This window comes from Rufibacter hautae (assembly GCF_008271695.1).
Taxonomy (GTDB): domain Bacteria; phylum Bacteroidota; class Bacteroidia; order Cytophagales; family Hymenobacteraceae; genus Nibribacter; species Nibribacter hautae.
Window position 1 is genome coordinate 1,005,410 of record NZ_VKKY01000003.1, and the last position, 18,300, is coordinate 1,023,709.

The following is an 18,300-nucleotide window of genomic DNA, read 5'->3' on the forward strand; positions in this document are numbered from 1 at the left end:
TCAATGGGCGCACTCCTGCACGCCACTCTTATTCCAGTATCGGTACATCATGAGCTTCTCCAGGAGGTAGTTGTCTTTTTGGAACAACTCATCATTGGCGGTGGCCTTACTCAGGGTGAAGGTCTTCAATTCGCCGTTTCTCTTGTAGGTCACAAACTCTGGCCTTTCTGTTCTGACAAATCTGCGGAACTGGAAGAAAGTCATGAGTTTACCTGCCTTGGCCACATTTTGCAAGTGGAATTCAGACGTTGACACAATCTCCACCACATCTTTCTGGAAATCGAAAATCTGGGCGTTTACCGGTATGATGTAGTGGTTAGACACGCCGGCTTCCGTTCTTAAATTGGAGAACATGGCGTAGGAAGACTCGGTTTTGAGACCCAGATAAGGGCACAGACCGTTCAGGAACACCAGAATCGGGAAGAAAAGAAGCGTGTAATGGGCCACTGTAAAGGGGTTTGGTTCTGTGTTCTTCTCCTTCACGTTCATTGACATGATAAAGACGGTGATAAAACCAATGCCGTAGGTAGTCCAGACAATGTGGCGGAAATAGTCCTGGAATACTTTGTTGTAATAGTAGATCAGGAACAGGAAGAACAAAAGGGATACCGTGAACATAGCGAAGTTCACGATGTTGAATTCAAGCATATGCTTTTTCAGGACCGTCTTCCGCTTAATGAAATTGTTGTAGAGGGAGTTTATCTTCTCACTGAAAGCGGTACTGGTAAACAGGAAATACAGCGCAAATACCGCCGAGGAGAAGTCATAGAAACCGTTGATCGGGTTGTAGGCAATAACGAAGTGGAAAACCAACCCTACCAAAATTCCCCAATAGCGGGTTCTCCGGATACAGATCAGAATGGGAATAATGGCCTCAAAAAACAAAGTCGCATAGATGTTGAGCGCTAAAAGGGCTTTGTCTGAGGGCAGGATATTGTAGTAATTGTTCTGGGCCAAAATGAACCTCACCGCGCAGCTGGCGTCCAAATCAAAGAAACCGGCGTTAAGCTTATGGAAAACGGCATAGAAATATAGCACAATCACCTCTATCTTCACCAACGGCGCAAAGGTGTTGAGGAATTCTACTTTGTCAATGTAAAAGCTCTTTCTTTTAATGATAAGGTAAATGAAGGAATGCAGAATGGTGATGTTCACAAAGGCCGTCAGAATCCAGTGGTTGCTGATGCCCGGGAGATCAAGGGTAGCCTGAAACATCTGCATGGAGATGAAGACGAGCAACCGGGGAATAGAAGAAGGCTTTGAGATAAGGGCTATGGCGGCGCTGGTTAAGAGAAAGAACGTAAGGTTCAGGGTGAACCCATTATAGTTGGCCATGTGGAAGATGGAGGCAATAGGCCACACACAGCAGAAGATCTTATATTTTAAAATAGAGGCTTTATACTTCTCTGGTGAGGTATACTCATTCAAGAAACTGTAGTAGTTAATGTCTCTTGCGGTGAAAGCTTGTCTAAAGGAAAGCGTGGGAATGCTCATATGTGCATTTATTATTTTGTATAATCTCTTCTATATGATAAATTTTATGTTGGCTTTTTTTTGCAGTAGTGCCTTAAGCAGCTATCATCAGTATCTCTCAGGAGGCGTTTGAGTAAGGCGTAGCTTACTTTGGGGGTATCCTTAGTGCCTTGGTGACAAGCCTTTCATGCAGCCCGCAATCTTTGAATCCGCTACACAGTTGCCGGAGGGTAGTAGAAGGAGGAAAATGGGTTAGAGCACGGCATTTTGTAGGATTTGTTCACGCCAATGTACTTCACGGTTTTGCTCTCATCCATCTTGTTCAGGAAGAAATCTGTGGAAGTAAGGTAATTGTGGACCAGCTTAGAAAGCAGCCGAGACTCATTGGCGTCTACCCCCAGGTAGTAACAAGACTTGAGGTTGATCTGGGTTTTCAGGCTGCTGTTGATGTAATGGCCTTTGAAGTAATCATCCACGAACTGCTCCACGCCTTTTTTATCCAGCTTAAGGTAACTCAGCTCCTTGGTAATAATGCCCACTGCCGCGTCTTTGATAGAAGTAGACATAAAGCCCAGGCTTGGTAAAGCCACCAGAGCCGCCCCGGCAAGACCGGTTAATCTTAGAAAATTCCGTCTGTTCATATCGGTAAGTGTTTTTGTCTTTCAGGCCAATGGTTTGCTTTATTGGTCTTTCAGGGGGTATGACAATTAAAAACTTTTATCTGCAGCGTGTAAAGACAAGGCAGATAAGGTAAGCGTTGGGTTAGCTGGGGTGTACGTGGTGAAACTGCCGCTTCCCAGCACAAACAGGTTGCGGTATTGGTGGTGGATCAGGTGTTTGTCAATGACCCCCTCGGCGGCGGTTTTGCTCATCCTGGTGGTGCCGAGAATGTGGGCCTCAGATTCAATGAGCGGTGAGTACTCAATTTTCTCCACGGGCAGGCAAGCCAGAATGGAAGGCAGTTTGGCTTTCAGGTGCTCAACGCCTTTGAGCGTGTACTCAGAGGGGCCTTTGTGGGTGATGGCAGGCTTCATGCGGTCCGTGGTCTTGGCCACGAAGTTTCTGGCTTCTGGCAAGTCTTCCAAGATCATCCGGAAGTTGATGAGGTGCCGCCATTTTCCGCGCTCCAGCCTGATGTATGGCGCGTTGTTAGACTCCATGAGGCAAGCGGCAGAATCCTTGCGGTGTTCGCCGTCATACAGCATGTACCCGTTGGCATTCACCCAGGTGCTTCCGCCCACATTCTCCAGGTTGTCCAGGTACACCGATGCCTCCAGGGCTACTTGTTCGCCCAATCCTTTGCCGGTGAAGGCATTCGTGTCCCCCGAATTCAGGAGAATGTTGGAGTTGAAGATGGCATTGGTGCCCAGCGCGAAGATGTCAGCGGCTACGTGGTATTCTTTCCCGTCTTTGAGGTAGTTTGCCTTGCGGGCTCGGTTCTGTTCCAGGTCCATGCTGTACACTTGGGCGCCGTACACGGTTTCCACCCTAGGGTCGTCATACACCCCCATGTTGGAGTTCTCAATGGTGAACTTAGCGTTCACGGGACACACATGGCATACCGTACTGGCGCAGCAGGCATTCCGCCCGTTTACGGCAACGCTGGCCCGGGCGGTAGGCTGGTTGATGTACAGGTGGCCGTATTCCTTGTGCAGGATCTTGTCTACCGTGGTAAACAGGTGGGGCGGAAGTGGGTACTTAGAGGTTTTAGGAAACGGAGTCAATTCCGGTCCCGAGATGGACATCAATTCCTCTACCTGTGAATAATAGGGGTCCAGATCTTCGTACTGTAAGGGCCAGTCTTCCGCCACGCCGTACAGGCTCTTCATTTTGAAGTCTGAGGGCATGAACCGGGGCGTACATCCGTACCAGCAGTTTGAGCTGCCACCAAACCCTTGCGTGAACATCCACCGCTTCTCAGGAGTGAGATTCTCATAAGTCTCCTGGGCGTCTGGGTTCAGTTTAGCATATGGTGTTTTTTCTCCCCTTTTTTCCTTCACTCTCTCCATATGCGGAAAGAGGTGCCCTTTCTCCAACACCAGAACTTTGGCGTTGGTCGGGGCTTTGCTCAGGTACTTGTACAGAAAAAACGTTGATGCGAAACCAGTGCCTATTACCACCAGATCGTAAGACGTGTACTTCATCAATTCCAAAGATTATGTGCTGTGATCAGTTTCAAAAGGGTAGGTAAGCCGGGTACAGCTGATGGCTAAAAAGACTGTTTCAAGAACCAATTCAGGGCCGGGATGTCAAAGTAAACCAAAGCCATGAGCAGCGCGGTGAACAGCACCACATACAGCATGAAGGAGGTTTCTTTGTGAAGCTTTTCAGGACCTTGCACCACCGAGTCTTTGCGCAAGCCAATCTGCAGATACCAGGCAAACAGCAAGGCGAAGAATGGGAAGCTGATCAGGAGCTCAATTTTGTTCTTGATCAGGAAGATACCCAGGAAAAAGGCCGAGGTAATGGCGTAAAAGAACATAGAAATAAGCAGGCTGTTCTCGGTATAGCGTTTGAACGACTTGCGGTACAAACCCGCCAACTCTGGGTTGTTGATGTAGCGGTACTCAGCAAACCGTTTGGTGGCCATCAGGAAGGCGCCGCCCATCCAGTACGCCACAATGATGCTGCTTGGCGGGATAAAAGCCCAAACCGGATTCAGGATGCTTTCTGGCAACAAGGCGGTAGGCACGAAAATAAACCAACCCAAAGCCAGTCTGATGGGGTTGTTCACTGACTCTGACAACACATCCAGGTAAACCCGCTCCTTTGTGCGGAAGGGTCTCACGTTGTACATAATGCCCATGAAGAGCAGGAATGCCTCCAATGCCAGAAAAGGCATGGAGATAAAGTAAGCCAGACTCAGGCCCAATACCACCAGCAAAGCATACTCGGTGTACACATAAAGCGGGCTTAGGACAGTTACTACTGCTGACCGCTTTTTCTTTTCGGGGTGAAACCGGTCAAACTCGGCATCCAGGTACTCATTGATGGTGTAGTTGGCAGAGGCAATAAGGCAGGTGCTCACAATCCCGATGACTATTCTGAGCAGTAAGGTTAAATCAAGGGACGTGTCATACACCATAAAGGCGAAGAGCATGCCTGGTAACATGAAGATGTTCTTAAACCAATGGTCAGGACGGGCAATGGCAACATACTCTTTAAAGCCTGCTGGCTTTAAAACCACTTCTGGACTGGAGGCTTCTGGTAAAGTAGCAGCTTGTGACATAGTTTCTCTGGGCGTTTTAGCGTTCTGTATTAAATGTTAGAATATGGTTGTAGGCGTATTAAAATGGAGTGAAATCGATACTCCCGAAATTTATATTATATACTATGGTTAAAACCATGCCAAGAATTAATTGAATAAAATTAATAGTATAAATACGTTGATGTACTTATTTCTTTAATTTATTATAATATTTCAGCCTGGATTATGGGGTAGCGGCAAGACATGTGCAACAGGTGTGATTCCCAAAATGAGAATTATTGTCCCAATCTGAAAAAGCAACGGCTGAGGATAAGCCTTCAACTGCCGATGCCAAACTTGAATTGCTTTCTTTGGGGATTGGCCCGTTAGAGCTAAGAGAAATACGTGTGGCTACGGTAAATAGCCAGGCACCTTATCAGAGGTATTTACTTGGCTAGGTAAGTCTGAAAGCCTTTTTCAGTAGGTACTCGCTTAACAAACAAACCTGAACTAGGAGAGCATCAGGCTATTTTTGCCTTGTTTTACCCAAAACAGGGTTAAACCACTTCCTGCCTTACTTTTCTGCCTTGGAGTTTCTTTGTGAGCACATCGTAAAAATTGAATTCGTTGAAGGGTTTTTTCTCTACGATGAGGTAAGGCATCCCCGCCTTTAGGGCGCACTCTCCGTCTAACTCTTCTCTGTCCCCAATAAAAAGGCAATTCTCTGGCTTTACGCCCATTTTTTGAGTGATATAGTGAAGCCCCTCCGGATTGGGTTTAAGCCGGTCTACTTCTTTATGGGTGGAGGAAACCACAAGGTCAGCGTCAAGATCCATGGCTTTCAGTTTTTCCACGGCTTCGTAGTCAGAGTAGATCCCAATTTTGATGTTGTTTTCCCGAAGCACGCTGAAAAAGCTTTTTACCCCTGGATACGTACAAGAAGCCAGGTATTTCGTAGGGAACCGGAACATCCAATGGTCCACTACCTGCCTTATTCTGTCTGGCCGGAAATTTCCCTTAGCCGCGCACCAGTCATACTGGGCCTTTTCTAGGTTGCCGCACGTAGCTCCGGCCATCTTCTCTCTTTCCGCCCTGAAATGATGCAAAATCAAGACGTCTTTCATCTTCCAAGGCCGGAGGGCGTAATAACGCAGCAGCGCTAACGCCATTTTTTTGCGCAACTTTGACTGGTCATAAAGGGTGCCGTCCACGTCAAAAATGATGGTGGTAACCTTGTTGAAATCAATCGTAGAATTATTTTGCATATTGCTTTGGCTTAATAGTCACCCTTCTTCTATTTTGTGCTCTTTTGCAAAATCCAGCCCCAAAATTGGAATTCGCAACCAATTTCAGGAGCATTTTGAACGAAGGCACTTCAATCCTTTGAAAATCTTGGGAGATAAGGGCACATGCCCAACTGGACTCATCCAAATAAAGAGTATTCCTACTTTATATTGAATAGTCGGACTCTGTAAATGTATATACTTTCTTGTTGGAATAATAATACCGCAATGTTAAATTTAATATTAATAACAATAAATTAAATTTTACTGGTATTATTGTTGAGTATCTTTGACCAAGCAAAGTTCTTAATGGAATAACTTTAGAGAAATAGACTGAAGGGAAGCACAAACATTTCTACCGTTTAGAACCTCTTTATAGAAAATAAGGCTTAAAGCAATCAAGCCTAGAAGGTTGTGGAAAGCTTGCTTGGCTTATTTAAGTTCACTTATATAAGCCTAGCAAGAAGTAGGCTTTTCATTTCATAGTTACTATTCAACCTTACAGATTAATAAATCACGTATGACTCTGCCATCCCCTAGCACTCCTGTGCTTGCCCCTGTTGAGGAGCTGGTGCTTCCGTCAATGGCGCGCCGTAGTTCAACCGAGAAGTTCATTTCCTTGTTTACCTGGCTGGCCATTTCAGCCGGCATATTGGTTAGGCTGTTCCACTATTTTGATAATCGGTCATTGTGGCGCGATGAACTTTACCTGGGCATAAGCCTCATCAGGATGAATTTCTGGGAGCTGGCTACGCAGCCTTTGGCCTATGAGCAAAAGGCTCCTTTGGGTTTTCTGTGGGCTGAGCGCTTAGCGGTGGAGTTCCTGGGGAAAGGGGAGATGGCCCTGCGTTTGTTTCCGCTGCTCTGCGGAATTGCGGCCCTGTTCGCCTTTGTGCCGGTAGCGAAGTACTTCCTTAAGCCTTGGGCTGCCATGCTGGCGGTGGCTATGCTAGCGCTGGGCTCACCGGTGGTATACCATTCCGTAGAGGCAAAACAGTACAGCACCGAGCTAATGGCCTCCGTGCTGGCCCTGCTCCTGTACGTCCGCTTTCACAAGCAGCGCAGTCTAGGGGCTTTGTTTACTTGGGGATTGGCGGGGGCGGTACTGCTCTGGTTCTCTTACTCCGTCATCTTCGTGCTGGCGGGGATAGGCATGGCCGTGTCTCTGAAAATGTTGCGCCAGGAGGGTTGGAAAGCTCCCTTCCGGTACCTGCCCGCCTTTGGGCTGTGGGTCTGCAGCTTCGCGGTGACTTACGTCCTGTTCCTAGGCCGCTATCAGGATTCCCAGTGGCTTACGGTCTTTTTTGAGAAGTATTGCCAGGCCTATCTGCCGGTTTCCTTTTCCTTGCCCAAGTGGTTGTTCATGAAAGCCAATGAAATAGTGAAGAACCCGTTGGGGCAGACCTTCAAGTTTGCCGTGGCTTCTCCGGTTCCTTTTATCGTGGTGCGGTTTTTCCCGCTGCTGCTCCTAGGAGTGGGTATGGTCCTGTTTGCCAAAAAGAGTTTTTCCAGGTTCACGGTGCTGGCGTTCCCGCTTCTGCTCGCGCTTTTGGCCTCCTTCCTTAAACAGTACCCTTTTTATGAGCGTCTGGTACTGTTCTTGGCGCCTATGTTTATCATGTTTATCTGTTATTGTGCGCAGGAGATCCTGGCCTTCCTTTCGGGGAGAACAGCGGTAAAGGTTTTGCTTGCCACCTTGCTTTTTTCCCCGCCTCTGTACAACGCCGCCAGAGAAATCATCACCCCCGATTACTTTCTGAACAAGGAAAAAGGACGTGAGGCGCTCCTGTTCATCAATGAGAAATTCAAGGAAGGGGATGCCGTGTACGTCTACTGGAATATGTGGCATGTGTACGATTTCTACAAAGAAGCCTATAACCTGAAGTTCAACGCCGTAAAAGGAGAGGACCTGAAAACCGTATCGGCCAACGAAGGCGAGTATCTCCGGAACCTATCGCCTGGTTTAAGACAGATCAGGAGCCACAACCGCTTGTGGTATCTGTATGACTCCTATTTAAGGGTAAACATCGGAGGTTTTGTAGATCAGCCCGCCTGGTATTTCCACAAAGACTATAAGCCCGGACAAACCCCAAAGACTGCGTTTTCAAGCTTAGGTGAGGTAAGAGGAGAGCAGTTTACGGGTAAGGATGCAGTAGTTCTATCTTATCAACTGGTTCCATAAAATAAGGCATAAGCCTGTTTCAAGGCCGTTTTCCTGAAAGGCGGGCATAAACGCCTTTGGAACTTTGTAGCTTCTTAGGAAAGTTTATCTGACCCTTGACAAAGCGGAAGTCCTTACATCTGGCTCTTGAACCAGGTGTAAGGACTTCTTCTTTGTTTAAGAATAAAAGAGCAGAAACGATGAATAACCAGCACCTGAGTTTTGTATCCGATTCAGGATTTTAAAGTATCAAGCAATCATTAGCCTATCACGTCATCGGATTCAATCCAGATAAAAAGCTTAATCGTTTTCTGCCTCTTTTCAGGAAAATGCCTCCTAATCGGTTTCTGAAATTTTATGATTGGGGTGGAATGAAGAGCGGCCTGTTTCAATAGGAACAGGCCGCTGAGTAGACTTTCTTATGCTTTCCCATTCTGGGAAGGTTAGATAAGATTATGCTTTAACTCTTTTGACAGGTAAACAGATTTATTCTTCGGGGCTACTTTCAGGATGAGCTTCTCATTCTTGAATTGCAGTAACCTCAGGAAATTCTTCCGTACTTTAAAGTACTTCCGGTAACCTAACAACCTGGTCTTGTAGCCCAAAAGAAGCAGGCTGTTGATTTTGGATTCGTCTGAGGCAGGATCAAGGGCACCTTGTTTCACAATGAGGCGAAGACTCTCCTGCACGTAGTACAAAAATCCTTTTAAGAAGCGGTAGTTGAAGTCCAGTTCAGACCGACTTCCCTGGTTCACCAGAAAATTATAGGCATCCAAAACCTCAAAACAGGCCGAGCTTTCCTTTAGGTACCTGAGGTAATACCCCCAAGTTTGGCGCTCCTTTTTCATAAAGTGCTTAAAAGCCAGCCGTTCATCATACCAGATGTCGTAGCCCAGAAGGGCCAGGGCATAGCAGATCTCATAGTCCCCGCCCGAGCTCAGGGCCGAGGCCAGCCGATCGGTTAATAAGGGTTGGTACCCGATGCGGAAAAGGTGGTCATAGGCGGATTTCCTGAGGACACAACCGGCCCCATAAACGGTATTCTTGGCTACTTTCCCCGATTCAGGTGCCTGATGGCCGTTTGCAAAAAGCCGGACTTGCGTAGCGAAATAAGGGGGCTCTTCCTCGTAGACCAAATCGCCATAGCCACCCAAAACCCCTATTTTGGGGTTCTGCTCCATCAAATCAAACGCTAGGGTCACGTAATCTGCACTAAGCCAGTTATCATCGTCGCAGAGGAGAATGTACTCAAACTGCGCGTGCGTATAACCCAGTTCCCGGGCAAAGGTCAGGCCAGGTTTGGGTTGGTGCAGGAGGGAGAAACGGACCGGAACATCATACTTCTTCCACTCCTCGCGCACCACTGCCGAGGTATTATCTGTGGAGGCATTGTCCACAATAATGACCTCCCAAGGCACGTCTGGCCGGACCTGTTGCAGGGCTATATGGCGCAGTGTTTCTGGCAGAAGCTTTTCGCCGTTGTAAGTGCAGATGACAATTGAAACGCCGGCTTTCATGTGATGTTGAAGGTCATTTTAAAGTAAACTTTAGCGGTGCTCCAAAGAAGCTGCGGATCAAAGTGCATGCCCCAGGCGTACCTGATCTGGGCCTTCACCCCTTCCTTGCTTTGCACCGAATGCCACACCTGGTTGGCTACTCTTATGCCGTAATGGGCATAGAATTTCTTTGACTTCTGGAGGACTTCTTTTCTGTGTTCGGGGGGCAACAAGTCCTGAATCAGCTCCATCACCTTGAGCATGTCCTGGGAGTTCTGGCCCGTCAGGAACGTGTTGCTGGAAATGGAGGTAAGGTGTTTGCGGTAATCGGCGAGGATCTCAGGGGTATAGGCCACTAGATAATGCTTGGCAATCCTTACCCACATCTCCCAATCCTCCCCGTAGGTTAAGCCATAGAAACTACCCAGCTTTTCATAAACCTCCCGTTTCACCACCGTGGCCGCGTACTGTGAGGGATTTCTGACCGCTACTCTGGTCAGCCAATTCTGGAGAATCCCGTCTTCAGGTGATTCCAATGTCTGGTCGTAAAGCCACCGGCCTTTTTCATCTATATACCGGAACCGGCAAAGGGCAGCTCCCGCATCTGGGAAATCCTTGAACAGGTTGCCCATTTTCTGGTAAAAGCCCGGAAGTACCCGGTCGTCTCCGTGCAAAATATGTACCAGAGTTCCGTTGGCACGGTTAATACAGGTTTCAAAGTTGCGCAGGCTCCCCACATTCTCTGGCTGCTTATAGTACTTTACTCTGCCCCGCCCAAGCCTTCGCACTAGGTTCTCCACGTCGGCATCGGTGCTGGCATCATCAATTACTTCTATCTGCATTTCCTCCGCTGGCAATGCCTGCTGCAAAACGCTCTCCAAGGTCTCAGGTAAGTAGCCCGCACAATTATAGACCGGAATCATCACAGACCACAAAGGCCGGGCCTCGTTGGTTGAGACCGGCGGAATAACAGGTGGCGATGATGGAATCCTTGTAAGCACAGCTATTTTATATATACCAGTGGTGAACCAGCGTGAATTATTCTTATTTGATAATTAATTTACTAACCTCCTTTTTTGGAGCCATATTTCTTAAATTAAGCTTGAAACAGGTAGGAGGTATTTTTATACAATTAACATTAAGGTAGAAGCAGGTTTACCGTTTGGCACCCAAGGCAATAAGCTTGCTCCAATTCATAAATGAAAATCTTGTTGGGTGGTCTTTTAACTGTAAAAAAGGTTTTTCAACGAACCTCCAGCTGGCGTAAGCCGCAACCAAAGTGATTGCCATTGAAAGAATGAATAAGGTGAATAGGTTGGCCTCTTTCCCGATGAATAGCATCACTAACTGCTGAATGGGCCAAGCGTACAGGTAGATTCCGTAAGAGAAGTCTCCGTGTTTGGTGAACTTCGTAAACCTGAAATGAGGGAAGTAGGCTACGTAAAAAAGCAGGTAGGTGAGCGAAAAAGGGGCAACCAGGTTAAAGCCCTTAAACCAAACGCAGGCAAGTATGAGGCTTATTATGGATAAGGCCACTAACCAATTACTTCTTGCAATCTTATGCCGGAATAAATAAACGCATGTTCCGGCCAGGAAATAAACAAAAAACCTTGGCATGTATTGGGGGGTGCTGATGAGCTTGCCGCTATAATCCTCCCAGAGAAAGAGACGCGCAGAGTCTTGCAGGGTAAGCACCACGTATGAGAGCAAAAACAACGCAATGGCCACCCATTTCTTCTTGAAGATACCTAGGTACGCAAAAATAGGCACCGCCAAGTAGCAAATGAACTCATACTGGATGGTCCACAGAGACTCATTGATTTGATTGGGTAGGGGTGTGGTCATGAAGCACCTAATGGCAATGGGCGCTTGCATGGAGAAAAGGTTCAGGAGTAATAGCTTCTTCCTGAGCGAATGAAGGTATAGCGTGATATTGCCGGAGGGGTGGTCAATGTCAAAGGTGCCCAGAGGACCCAATATGAGCACGCTTAGAATAAACGCGACAAAAAAACCGGGGTAGATTCTGAGGATTCTTTTCTTTAAGTAAGATAGGAAAGAGGTGCTGTGTTTATAGCTATGGACAATCAGGAATCCACTGATGATAAAGAAACCGTTTACCGCCACGCTTCCTAAATCTATTTGGTTTTTGGAGAAGATCATGAACAGCTCCGTGTCAATTCCTTTACCATAGTAGATGACAAACCAGTGGCTGAAAATCACCGTTACCGCCAGCAGAAACCTGAGTAAATCAAAGTTGTTGAACTTTAAATCCGGACCGATTAATAATCTGTTTTCCAAAGTAATCTGCTCTTTTTACTGGTTCCTAAGACCTAGGGTCTTATAGATGATGCTGCAAAGTTGTAGGTGAGTTCTGGGCCTGTTTTTAGTAAAATACAGCCAAAACATACGTTAACCCTTTGGGGTAACTTATAACTCTATTTCAGGATTGGGCTGGGTTTTTAAGGCCGTAGAGGCTAGTTGTTTTTCAGCTGATTTAAAATTACTCCTCCTTTGGGATGCTAAGTGTCCGTCTAGTCATAGCTCCGGTAACTAAGGCGAGTTTGGCGGCGCGCAGAGTCAGATGGAGTTGTGGGTGTCAAGTGGTTTTAGCTTTCTGAATGGCTTCCTTGAGGCAGTTGGTTGGTTCTCCTCAAAAAGTGCAGGATCATCACGCTTGGTATAAAATTAGCGATGATAATTTAATTTTACCAACAAAAAATTTAAAATTTAAGCTTTTTGCCTGCTGAGTTTAGCGGAGATCAATTGTTTCAGCTGTCTGAACCTTCCAAGTCTCAGTAAAAACAAGACCGCTTTGTGCCTGGGAAGCTGTTTAACCAAGGTGGAAACGATAAACCTTTCTTTGTGAAAAACGGCCTCTGCCATGGCCTCCGGCTCAAAGTTGATGTTCTGTTTGGCTAGTATCTTTTGGTTGAGGTACTGGAGTTCTTTAAGGCACTGATAAAGGCTGCTTACTTTTTGCTCTTTCAGCAAAGAAGTAAAGTCATGCTGGAAACAAGCCAGGTATTTATCAGGCAGCGTATAATCTGGTCCTGCGTAGTACCTGAAATTTCTGAGCAGCTGTTCTTTTTGCGCTTGGTCATACTCCTGCTTCTTCAGAACCTGGTGCAGGCTCTGGTCCGTGATCCGGTAGTCAAGCAAGGCCTCCGGCAGGTTGTAAATTTTATGCTTTCTGGCCAGTTGCCAAAAAAGCTCGAAGTCTTCAGAATAAGCCGCTGTGTACATGCCCACTTCTTGTACGGCAGGCTTGCGGTACAGCACGGTGGGGTGATAGATCCAGCAGACAAAATTCAGGTTATAGTAAAAGTACCGGCTGTCAAACTGATCCTGTCGCACGAAATTTCCGTTTTCAGACACAACCCGCACCAAGGAGGAAACCATTGCGCAGTCTGGGTTGGCCTGCATGTAGGCGTACTGTTTCTCCAGCCGGGTGGGGTGACAGATATCATCCGCGTCCATGCGCGCGATCAGTTCTGTGCTGGCCAGCTCAATTCCTTTGTTCAGGGTGGGGGAGATGCCCAAGTTCCGCTCATTTTGCAGAAACCTGATTCTTGGGTCATTATAGGAATGGATGATTTCCTGGCTCTTGTCTGTGGAGCCGTCATCAATGATCAGGAACTCAAAATCCCCGAAGGTCTGGTGCAGGATGCTTTCAATCGCTTCTGCCAGAAACCTTTCAGAATTGTAAACGGGCATTAAGACAGTGAGCGCGGGCATAGTGATTTTGGTTGTCAACTCGATGCTTTACAGTCTGCTCAGCTTCCTGAGAAGCTTGCTGGAGAGTAAATGCAAGCGGGGAAATTTGTAGGGAAACAACGCTTTCTGCAGCAGTGAGTGGGTGGTTTTGTCTGTGATGTTTTCCTTCTGTAAGTACTCTTGTAGCCAATCCAGGAAATATTTGCGCACCGCATGGTATTTTCCGTCGGCATGCACGCTGGAGACAATTGATTCGGGGCGTTGCCGGTACAGGTTGTTGCAGGCCGAGGAGACATACACCTTCTCGCTCAGGTAAAACTTGCTCAGGAAAGCCTGGTCTTCATACAGCCCGAACTCTTTTTTAAAAGCGTCTTCAAACCCGCCTAATTTCTGAAAAGCCGTTTTCTCCATCATCAGGCCAGAGGGCACGGGCGCAGACCCGGTACCCAGTGGGTACAGGTGCGCCATGAGTTTAGGGGCTGCGTACACTTCGTCCTGCGGAGCGCCCACCAGAATGGTAACGTTCTCCTTTTGCGCATCGGCCCAGTCATACCAGTACACAGAGCCTTCGGCCACCATGGCCACCTCTGGGTACTGCCGGAAAATGGCCACCTGATGCGCCAGTTTACCCGGTAACCAGACATCATCGGCGTCTAAAATGGCGATGTACTTGCCTTTGGCTTTTCCCAGCCCGAAGTTCCTGCTGGCGCTCAATCCTTTGTTTGCATGGCCTTCATGGTCATGGTAGAAAACTTTGCCGGGGTAGCGGCTGGCGAAATCTTTGGCAATGCCGGTGCTGCGGTCTGTGGATCCATCGTCTACCAAGAGCAATTCCCAGTGGGCATACTCCTGCCGAAGCACGCTTTCAATGGCCTCGGGCAGAAAACGTTCCTCGTTCAAAAAGGCAATGATGACAGAAACCAAAGGGAAAGAAGCGGTACTCATACTCATAGATTAAAGGATGGAATTACCATTGACGAAGGGTGGAACTCAACTCCTGGAAAGGCAGATTCTTCACCTGGTATCTGCCCAACCGGTACCGGTTAGCCTGTTTCTGAATCCGGGTTTCCTCGGTGGTAAAGGCAGCTTTGAATTTCAGGCTTGCCACCGAGGAAAGGGTTTCCTCATTGTAATTGCCATATGGGTAAGCTACTAAACTCACGTCTTGCCCGGTTACATCCCGCAGAAAGGTGCGGTTCTGGGTCAATTCACGCTGCTGGTAGTCTGCCGTGTGAAAGGCCAGGGCCGGATGGGAAACCGTATGGGCTCCGATGGTGAAAAGCCCGCTTTGGCCCAAATCTTTTAGCTGCTCTACCGTCATGCTTTTAAGCTCGGGTTTGGTCTCGCTGGTAACGCCTGCCCACTCCCGTATCTGCTGCATGTGTTCCTGCTGTTCTGCATGGGGGAGGGGTTTTAGTTTTTGCCAGAGCTTGAAAAATAACTCAGCCCGCACGGTGGGAGGAACTTCTTCACACACTTTCCAGGATATATGTTTTTGGCGCAGGATGCCTGTCAAGAAGTGCTCTTCTGTTAAGTCCAGGGTCTCTTGGTTTTGGAACGTATAGGTTTGGGGCAAGCGCTCCGTGAACAAGATCAACTGCTCAAGTTCGTCCCACCAGAAAGGCGTTTCCTGTCCAATATTTCCAGAAGAGACGAAAAACGTGGCGGGCAGCCCATATTTTTCCAGCAGCGGTTTGGCTTGCAGGTAATTATCGGCGTATCCATCGTCAAAGGTGATGGCGATGCTGTTTCTCCTGATTTTATTTCCGGCCAAGCCGTCTACCATTTCCTGTAGCGGAACGACATGGTGATGCGCCTTCAGGTATTGAAGGTGCTGCTCAAAGTTGGCGGGGCTCACCGCTATCTCCCAGATATCTGCCTCAGGATCAGAGATACGGTGGTACATCAAGACGGCCGCTTTGGGCGCCAAATACCTGCGTACCGCTGAAACCAACCTTCTCATTACTGAACTGCTGCTTTGGTGGCCTTTACCGTGATAATGACCTGGAAATGGGGATCATGGTGGTCCAACTGGTGCTTGGGTACTTCGGGCAGGCCCATGCCGTACAGAAAGGCAGTGGCCACATAGACATTGCCAAAGGTATTTACCTGTACATCTCCTTTGGGGAAGGATTCGTCCATGAGGCGGTTCATGGCCTTGTCAGTGAAAGACCAATACCAGATATCTTTCCACTCGCCGTGGTCAATAGGGGTGATACCGGGCACGGTCAACAACAAGGTCCCGCCGGGTTTTAAGATGCGGTGGCAGGTTTGCAGGGCTCCCTTGAAGTCATAGATTAGGTGCAGGGTCTGCGTGAGGACAATACAGTCAAAGGAGTTGTCTGGCAGTTGCGGTGCGTTGCTGATGTCGCCTATGAAAGTGGCTTTGGGGTTGGTTTCATCTATGTGCAGGACATCGCTCTGGGTGACTTTTGCTCTCCCAAAGCCCAAAGAATATTCATTGTCGCCGATCTCCAGGGTGCGGCCTTTGATCACGCCTGCCTCGGCCCGCAGGAAATTCTCAATATAGTATCGGTCTACGGGACCTCCGCGGTCATAGCCAAACTGGGTGCTGAAAGGCTTCACCTGTCCAAAGTCGCCGGGTACCACTTTGTTCACTTCTGGGGTGTAGTTTTTGAGGAACCCGTTTCTCTGCAAGAATCTGAGGCCGAACGCAGGGGTGTACTTTTTAATCTGTGATTTCATGATACTATACTTTTAACTATAAACTTCAACAATAAAATGGGCCTGTACTTGAGAAGGGTTTGGGCTGCCTGGAGTGAAGCCGGAGCTTTCTTGTTGAGCAGGTTTTTATAGAGCTCATCGCAGTAATACTCTTTCCAGATCTCATGCCCCCTGGCATAGGCTTCTTTCTCCCGAGGCGTTTGAATACTGGTTCGTTGCCGGTCCAGAACCTGCAAGGTGGTGGACAGCATGCCCGGAATGTTCCCAGACATGTTGGTGGTATGGAGCCGATAGGCCGCTACTTTTCCGGTATGGTGCAGCACGGGGTGCTTTCTGGCAATCCGGAGGTACAGGTCATAGTCTTCACAACGCCTGAGCGAAGTATCGTAGGCCATTTCCTCAAAAACCCACCGCCGGTACATGACCGTAGCGTGCATGCCTATGTAGTTGCCTTGCAGTAGATGGAGGTAGTGGTCTGCTGCTACCGGGGTAACATCTTCTTTAGTGATGCCTTCTTCTTCAAACACCTTATCATGCCCCCCGGAAACAAAAGCCAGTTCGTGGTCTTGTTGTAGAAGCAGCACGTTCATTTCCAAGGCACCGGGCAGCAGCCAGTCATCGGCATCCAGAAAGACCAGGAACTCGCCATGGCTATGTTTGATGCCTGTGTTCCTGGCGGCGGATAGACCTTGGTTTTCCTGATAGATATAGCGTACCCCCGGCAGTGATTCGGTGACCTCGCGGGTAGTGTCTATAGAGCCATCGTCCACCACAATAATTTCCGTGGCCGGATACCCTTGGCTCCAGATACTTTCCACTGCCTCTGGTAGATATTTCCCGTGGTTAAAACAAGGAATCACCACCGACACCAATGGCATAGGCCGCTGCGGCTGCCCTTTAGGGCTGCGTGCAGTCTCCGGTTGGCTGGTTAGCGTTATGGCTTCTGGATGAGGCATGTTCTGCAATCAGGTTGTGAGTTCTTGTTCCGGCTTCAGTTGAGGGGCAGGCTCTTCCCGGACGAATTGCGTTTTAGGGTCGTTTTTCCGGTTCTTGAGGTAAAACGCGTAGCCCGAAAGGATTCCCATGATCTCTTCCCAAAGGGTCCTGTTCCTGAAACGGTAGCGGGGAAAGCCTCTGGCCACCAACTGGAGGTAATGTTTGGGGTATTGCCTGAACAAGCGGTTTCTGTAGTTCGCCGCCGGAAAGTGGTCTTGCTGTACCAGGACTGCCATGGTAAAGCCGCGCATGTAGGCGAAAATCTGCTTTCTGAGGCTGCGCAGGTCTTTTCTGTGGGCGTGGAATACCGCCGCTTTGGGGTAGTACAGGATGCTGTGTTGGTGCTGAAGAATCCGGTACCATACCTCCGAATCTTCGCTGCAGCCCGAGGCTCCGGCTCCCAAACGCACGTCAAATAGGCCTATTTCTTCAAAAACCTCTTTCCTGAACGCCATGTTTGCCCCGGCCCCAATCTCCCACACCGGAGGACCCGAGGGCAGATTCTGATTAAAATAGTTTTCCTCATAAAGGATGTCCACGTACCCCCGGTTAAAGCTCCAGCACCGTTCAAAGATCAGTTGGGTCTCTGTCTCCAGTTCAGCGGCGATCACCAGGCCGGTCATGGCCGCTACTTCATGTTTGGTGAAAGCCTCCCATACCCTGAATACCCATTCTGGATGCACAATGACGTCATCATCCGTGAAGGCGATGATGGAATGGGTGGCTTTCTTTACGCCGGTGTTTCTGGCGTGGGAAAGCCCCGGGACGGGTTCCTGGAAGTATTTAACGCCGGCAAATGTCTCCACCAGCTTCTCTGTTTCGTCGTTCTCCCGGGCATTCTCAATGATAATGATTTCTGCCGGCTGGCAAATGGATTGGCGCAAGGATTCCAGGCAACGTTTTAAGGCGACGGGTCGGTTGCGGGTACAGATCACCACCGAGACCGGAACCCTGCTGGGGATAGTTTGGGAAGCGCTTTTTGCGAACAGGGATTCCATGGCTGAAACAAATCCGTGGAAGTCTCCCGATGGCAACAGTTGTTCTAAACCAGCCGTCCGTTGTCCTGAGGCATAGAAGTCAAGCGCAGGTTTTAAGGCCTTTCCTAATTTCTGGAAGTACTGCTCATGGGTAATATTCTCATTCGGCTCCACATACAATTCGCCCAGGGCAACGGAATGCCACCAGAAGACCAGGTAGTTTCCCTGGTTCTCCTGTTTCAGGTCGGGCATCTGCAAAGACTCGTGCAGGTGAACGTGGGTGATATGGTAGGGGCTAAATTCCTTCATAAAAAGCTGGCCTTTTCCA

The 18,300-nt window shown here is 48.4% G+C and carries 15 protein-coding genes; 1 reads left to right on the forward strand and 14 read right to left on the reverse strand.

The window, feature by feature from the left end:
* The 5 genes from FOA19_RS20620 to FOA19_RS20640 all read right to left on the reverse strand — a co-directional run bounded on the left by FOA19_RS20620 (position 1) and on the right by FOA19_RS20640 (position 5,925).
* Positions 1 to 1,494 (reverse strand): hypothetical protein, encoded by a 1,494-nt coding sequence (locus FOA19_RS20620; RefSeq protein ID WP_149092722.1) that lies wholly within the window; start codon positions 1,492 to 1,494, stop codon positions 1 to 3.
* 191 nt (positions 1,495 to 1,685) lie between these two features.
* A complete protein-coding gene (locus FOA19_RS20625; protein WP_149092723.1) occupies positions 1,686 to 2,114 on the reverse strand; it encodes a twin-arginine translocation signal domain-containing protein in 429 nt (142 codons plus the stop codon).
* A gap of 66 nt (positions 2,115 to 2,180) precedes the next feature.
* Complete coding sequence (locus FOA19_RS20630) at positions 2,181 to 3,617, reverse strand: GMC oxidoreductase (protein ID WP_149092724.1); 1,437 nt, start codon at positions 3,615 to 3,617, stop codon at positions 2,181 to 2,183.
* 65 nt (positions 3,618 to 3,682) lie between these two features.
* Complete coding sequence (locus FOA19_RS20635; protein ID WP_149092725.1) at positions 3,683 to 4,702, reverse strand: UbiA prenyltransferase family protein; 1,020 nt, start codon at positions 4,700 to 4,702, stop codon at positions 3,683 to 3,685.
* 515 nt (positions 4,703 to 5,217) lie between these two features.
* Complete coding sequence (locus FOA19_RS20640) at positions 5,218 to 5,925, reverse strand: HAD family hydrolase (RefSeq protein WP_149092726.1); 708 nt, start codon at positions 5,923 to 5,925, stop codon at positions 5,218 to 5,220.
* Between the two features lie 538 nt (positions 5,926 to 6,463).
* Between FOA19_RS20640 and FOA19_RS20645 the strand changes: the two genes are divergently transcribed.
* Positions 6,464 to 8,125 (forward strand): glycosyltransferase family 39 protein, encoded by a 1,662-nt coding sequence (locus FOA19_RS20645; RefSeq protein ID WP_149092727.1) that lies wholly within the window; start codon positions 6,464 to 6,466, stop codon positions 8,123 to 8,125.
* A 422-nt stretch (positions 8,126 to 8,547) separates the two neighbouring features.
* Here FOA19_RS20645 and FOA19_RS20650 read toward each other — a convergent pair whose 3' ends face one another.
* The 9 genes from FOA19_RS20650 to FOA19_RS20690 all read right to left on the reverse strand — a co-directional run bounded on the left by FOA19_RS20650 (position 8,548) and on the right by FOA19_RS20690 (position 18,281).
* The gene (locus tag FOA19_RS20650) at positions 8,548 to 9,621 is read right to left on the reverse strand and encodes a glycosyltransferase (protein ID WP_149092728.1); all 1,074 of its coding nucleotides are present in this window, start codon (positions 9,619 to 9,621) and stop codon (positions 8,548 to 8,550) included.
* Positions 9,618 to 10,601, reverse strand: a complete 984-nt coding sequence (locus FOA19_RS20655; RefSeq protein WP_223809002.1) for a glycosyltransferase family 2 protein — start codon at positions 10,599 to 10,601, stop codon at positions 9,618 to 9,620. The genes FOA19_RS20650 and FOA19_RS20655 overlap by 4 nt, the downstream gene beginning before the upstream one ends.
* A gap of 154 nt (positions 10,602 to 10,755) precedes the next feature.
* Positions 10,756 to 11,898 (reverse strand): acyltransferase family protein, encoded by a 1,143-nt coding sequence (locus FOA19_RS20660; RefSeq protein ID WP_190300495.1) that lies wholly within the window; start codon positions 11,896 to 11,898, stop codon positions 10,756 to 10,758.
* Positions 11,899 to 12,327: 429 nt separating this feature from the next.
* Complete coding sequence (locus FOA19_RS20665) at positions 12,328 to 13,335, reverse strand: glycosyltransferase family 2 protein (RefSeq protein ID WP_149092730.1); 1,008 nt, start codon at positions 13,333 to 13,335, stop codon at positions 12,328 to 12,330.
* 27 nt (positions 13,336 to 13,362) lie between these two features.
* The gene (locus FOA19_RS20670) at positions 13,363 to 14,259 is read right to left on the reverse strand and encodes a glycosyltransferase family 2 protein (RefSeq protein WP_149093149.1); all 897 of its coding nucleotides are present in this window, start codon (positions 14,257 to 14,259) and stop codon (positions 13,363 to 13,365) included.
* A 22-nt stretch (positions 14,260 to 14,281) separates the two neighbouring features.
* Positions 14,282 to 15,277: a polysaccharide deacetylase family protein gene (locus tag FOA19_RS20675; protein ID WP_149092731.1), complete on the reverse strand. Its 996-nt coding sequence runs from the start codon at positions 15,275 to 15,277 to the stop codon at positions 14,282 to 14,284.
* Positions 15,277 to 16,020: a class I SAM-dependent methyltransferase gene (locus FOA19_RS20680; protein WP_149092732.1), complete on the reverse strand. Its 744-nt coding sequence runs from the start codon at positions 16,018 to 16,020 to the stop codon at positions 15,277 to 15,279. Before FOA19_RS20680 ends, FOA19_RS20675 begins: the two co-directional genes overlap by 1 nt.
* A complete protein-coding gene (locus tag FOA19_RS20685; RefSeq protein WP_317132059.1) occupies positions 16,017 to 16,955 on the reverse strand; it encodes a glycosyltransferase family 2 protein in 939 nt (312 codons plus the stop codon). The genes FOA19_RS20680 and FOA19_RS20685 overlap by 4 nt, the downstream gene beginning before the upstream one ends.
* Before the next feature lie 9 nt (positions 16,956 to 16,964).
* The gene (locus FOA19_RS20690; RefSeq protein WP_149092733.1) at positions 16,965 to 18,281 is read right to left on the reverse strand and encodes a glycosyltransferase family 2 protein; all 1,317 of its coding nucleotides are present in this window, start codon (positions 18,279 to 18,281) and stop codon (positions 16,965 to 16,967) included.
* Between the last annotated feature and the right edge of the window lie 19 nt (positions 18,282 to 18,300).

Bases quoted from the DNA above. Each gene is read 5' to 3' on its own strand.
- FOA19_RS20620 (WP_149092722.1), bottom strand. From the start codon at position 1,494: ATGAGCATTCCCACGCTTTCCTTTAGACAAGCTTTCACCGCAAGAGAC.
- FOA19_RS20625 (WP_149092723.1), bottom strand. From the start codon at position 2,114: ATGAACAGACGGAATTTTCTAAGATTAACCGGTCTTGCCGGGGCGGCT.
- FOA19_RS20630 (WP_149092724.1), bottom strand. From the start codon at position 3,617: ATGAAGTACACGTCTTACGATCTGGTGGTAATAGGCACTGGTTTCGCA.
- FOA19_RS20635 (WP_149092725.1), bottom strand. From the start codon at position 4,702: ATGTCACAAGCTGCTACTTTACCAGAAGCCTCCAGTCCAGAAGTGGTT.
- FOA19_RS20640 (WP_149092726.1), bottom strand. From the start codon at position 5,925: ATGCAAAATAATTCTACGATTGATTTCAACAAGGTTACCACCATCATT.
- FOA19_RS20645 (WP_149092727.1), top strand. From the start codon at position 6,464: ATGACTCTGCCATCCCCTAGCACTCCTGTGCTTGCCCCTGTTGAGGAG.
- FOA19_RS20650 (WP_149092728.1), bottom strand. From the start codon at position 9,621: ATGAAAGCCGGCGTTTCAATTGTCATCTGCACTTACAACGGCGAAAAG.
- FOA19_RS20665 (WP_149092730.1), bottom strand. From the start codon at position 13,335: ATGCCCGCGCTCACTGTCTTAATGCCCGTTTACAATTCTGAAAGGTTT.
- FOA19_RS20670 (WP_149093149.1), bottom strand. From the start codon at position 14,259: ATGAGTACCGCTTCTTTCCCTTTGGTTTCTGTCATCATTGCCTTTTTG.
- FOA19_RS20675 (WP_149092731.1), bottom strand. From the start codon at position 15,277: ATGAGAAGGTTGGTTTCAGCGGTACGCAGGTATTTGGCGCCCAAAGCG.
- FOA19_RS20680 (WP_149092732.1), bottom strand. From the start codon at position 16,020: ATGAAATCACAGATTAAAAAGTACACCCCTGCGTTCGGCCTCAGATTC.
- FOA19_RS20685 (WP_317132059.1), bottom strand. From the start codon at position 16,955: ATGCCTCATCCAGAAGCCATAACGCTAACCAGCCAACCGGAGACTGCA.
- FOA19_RS20690 (WP_149092733.1), bottom strand. From the start codon at position 18,281: ATGAAGGAATTTAGCCCCTACCATATCACCCACGTTCACCTGCACGAG.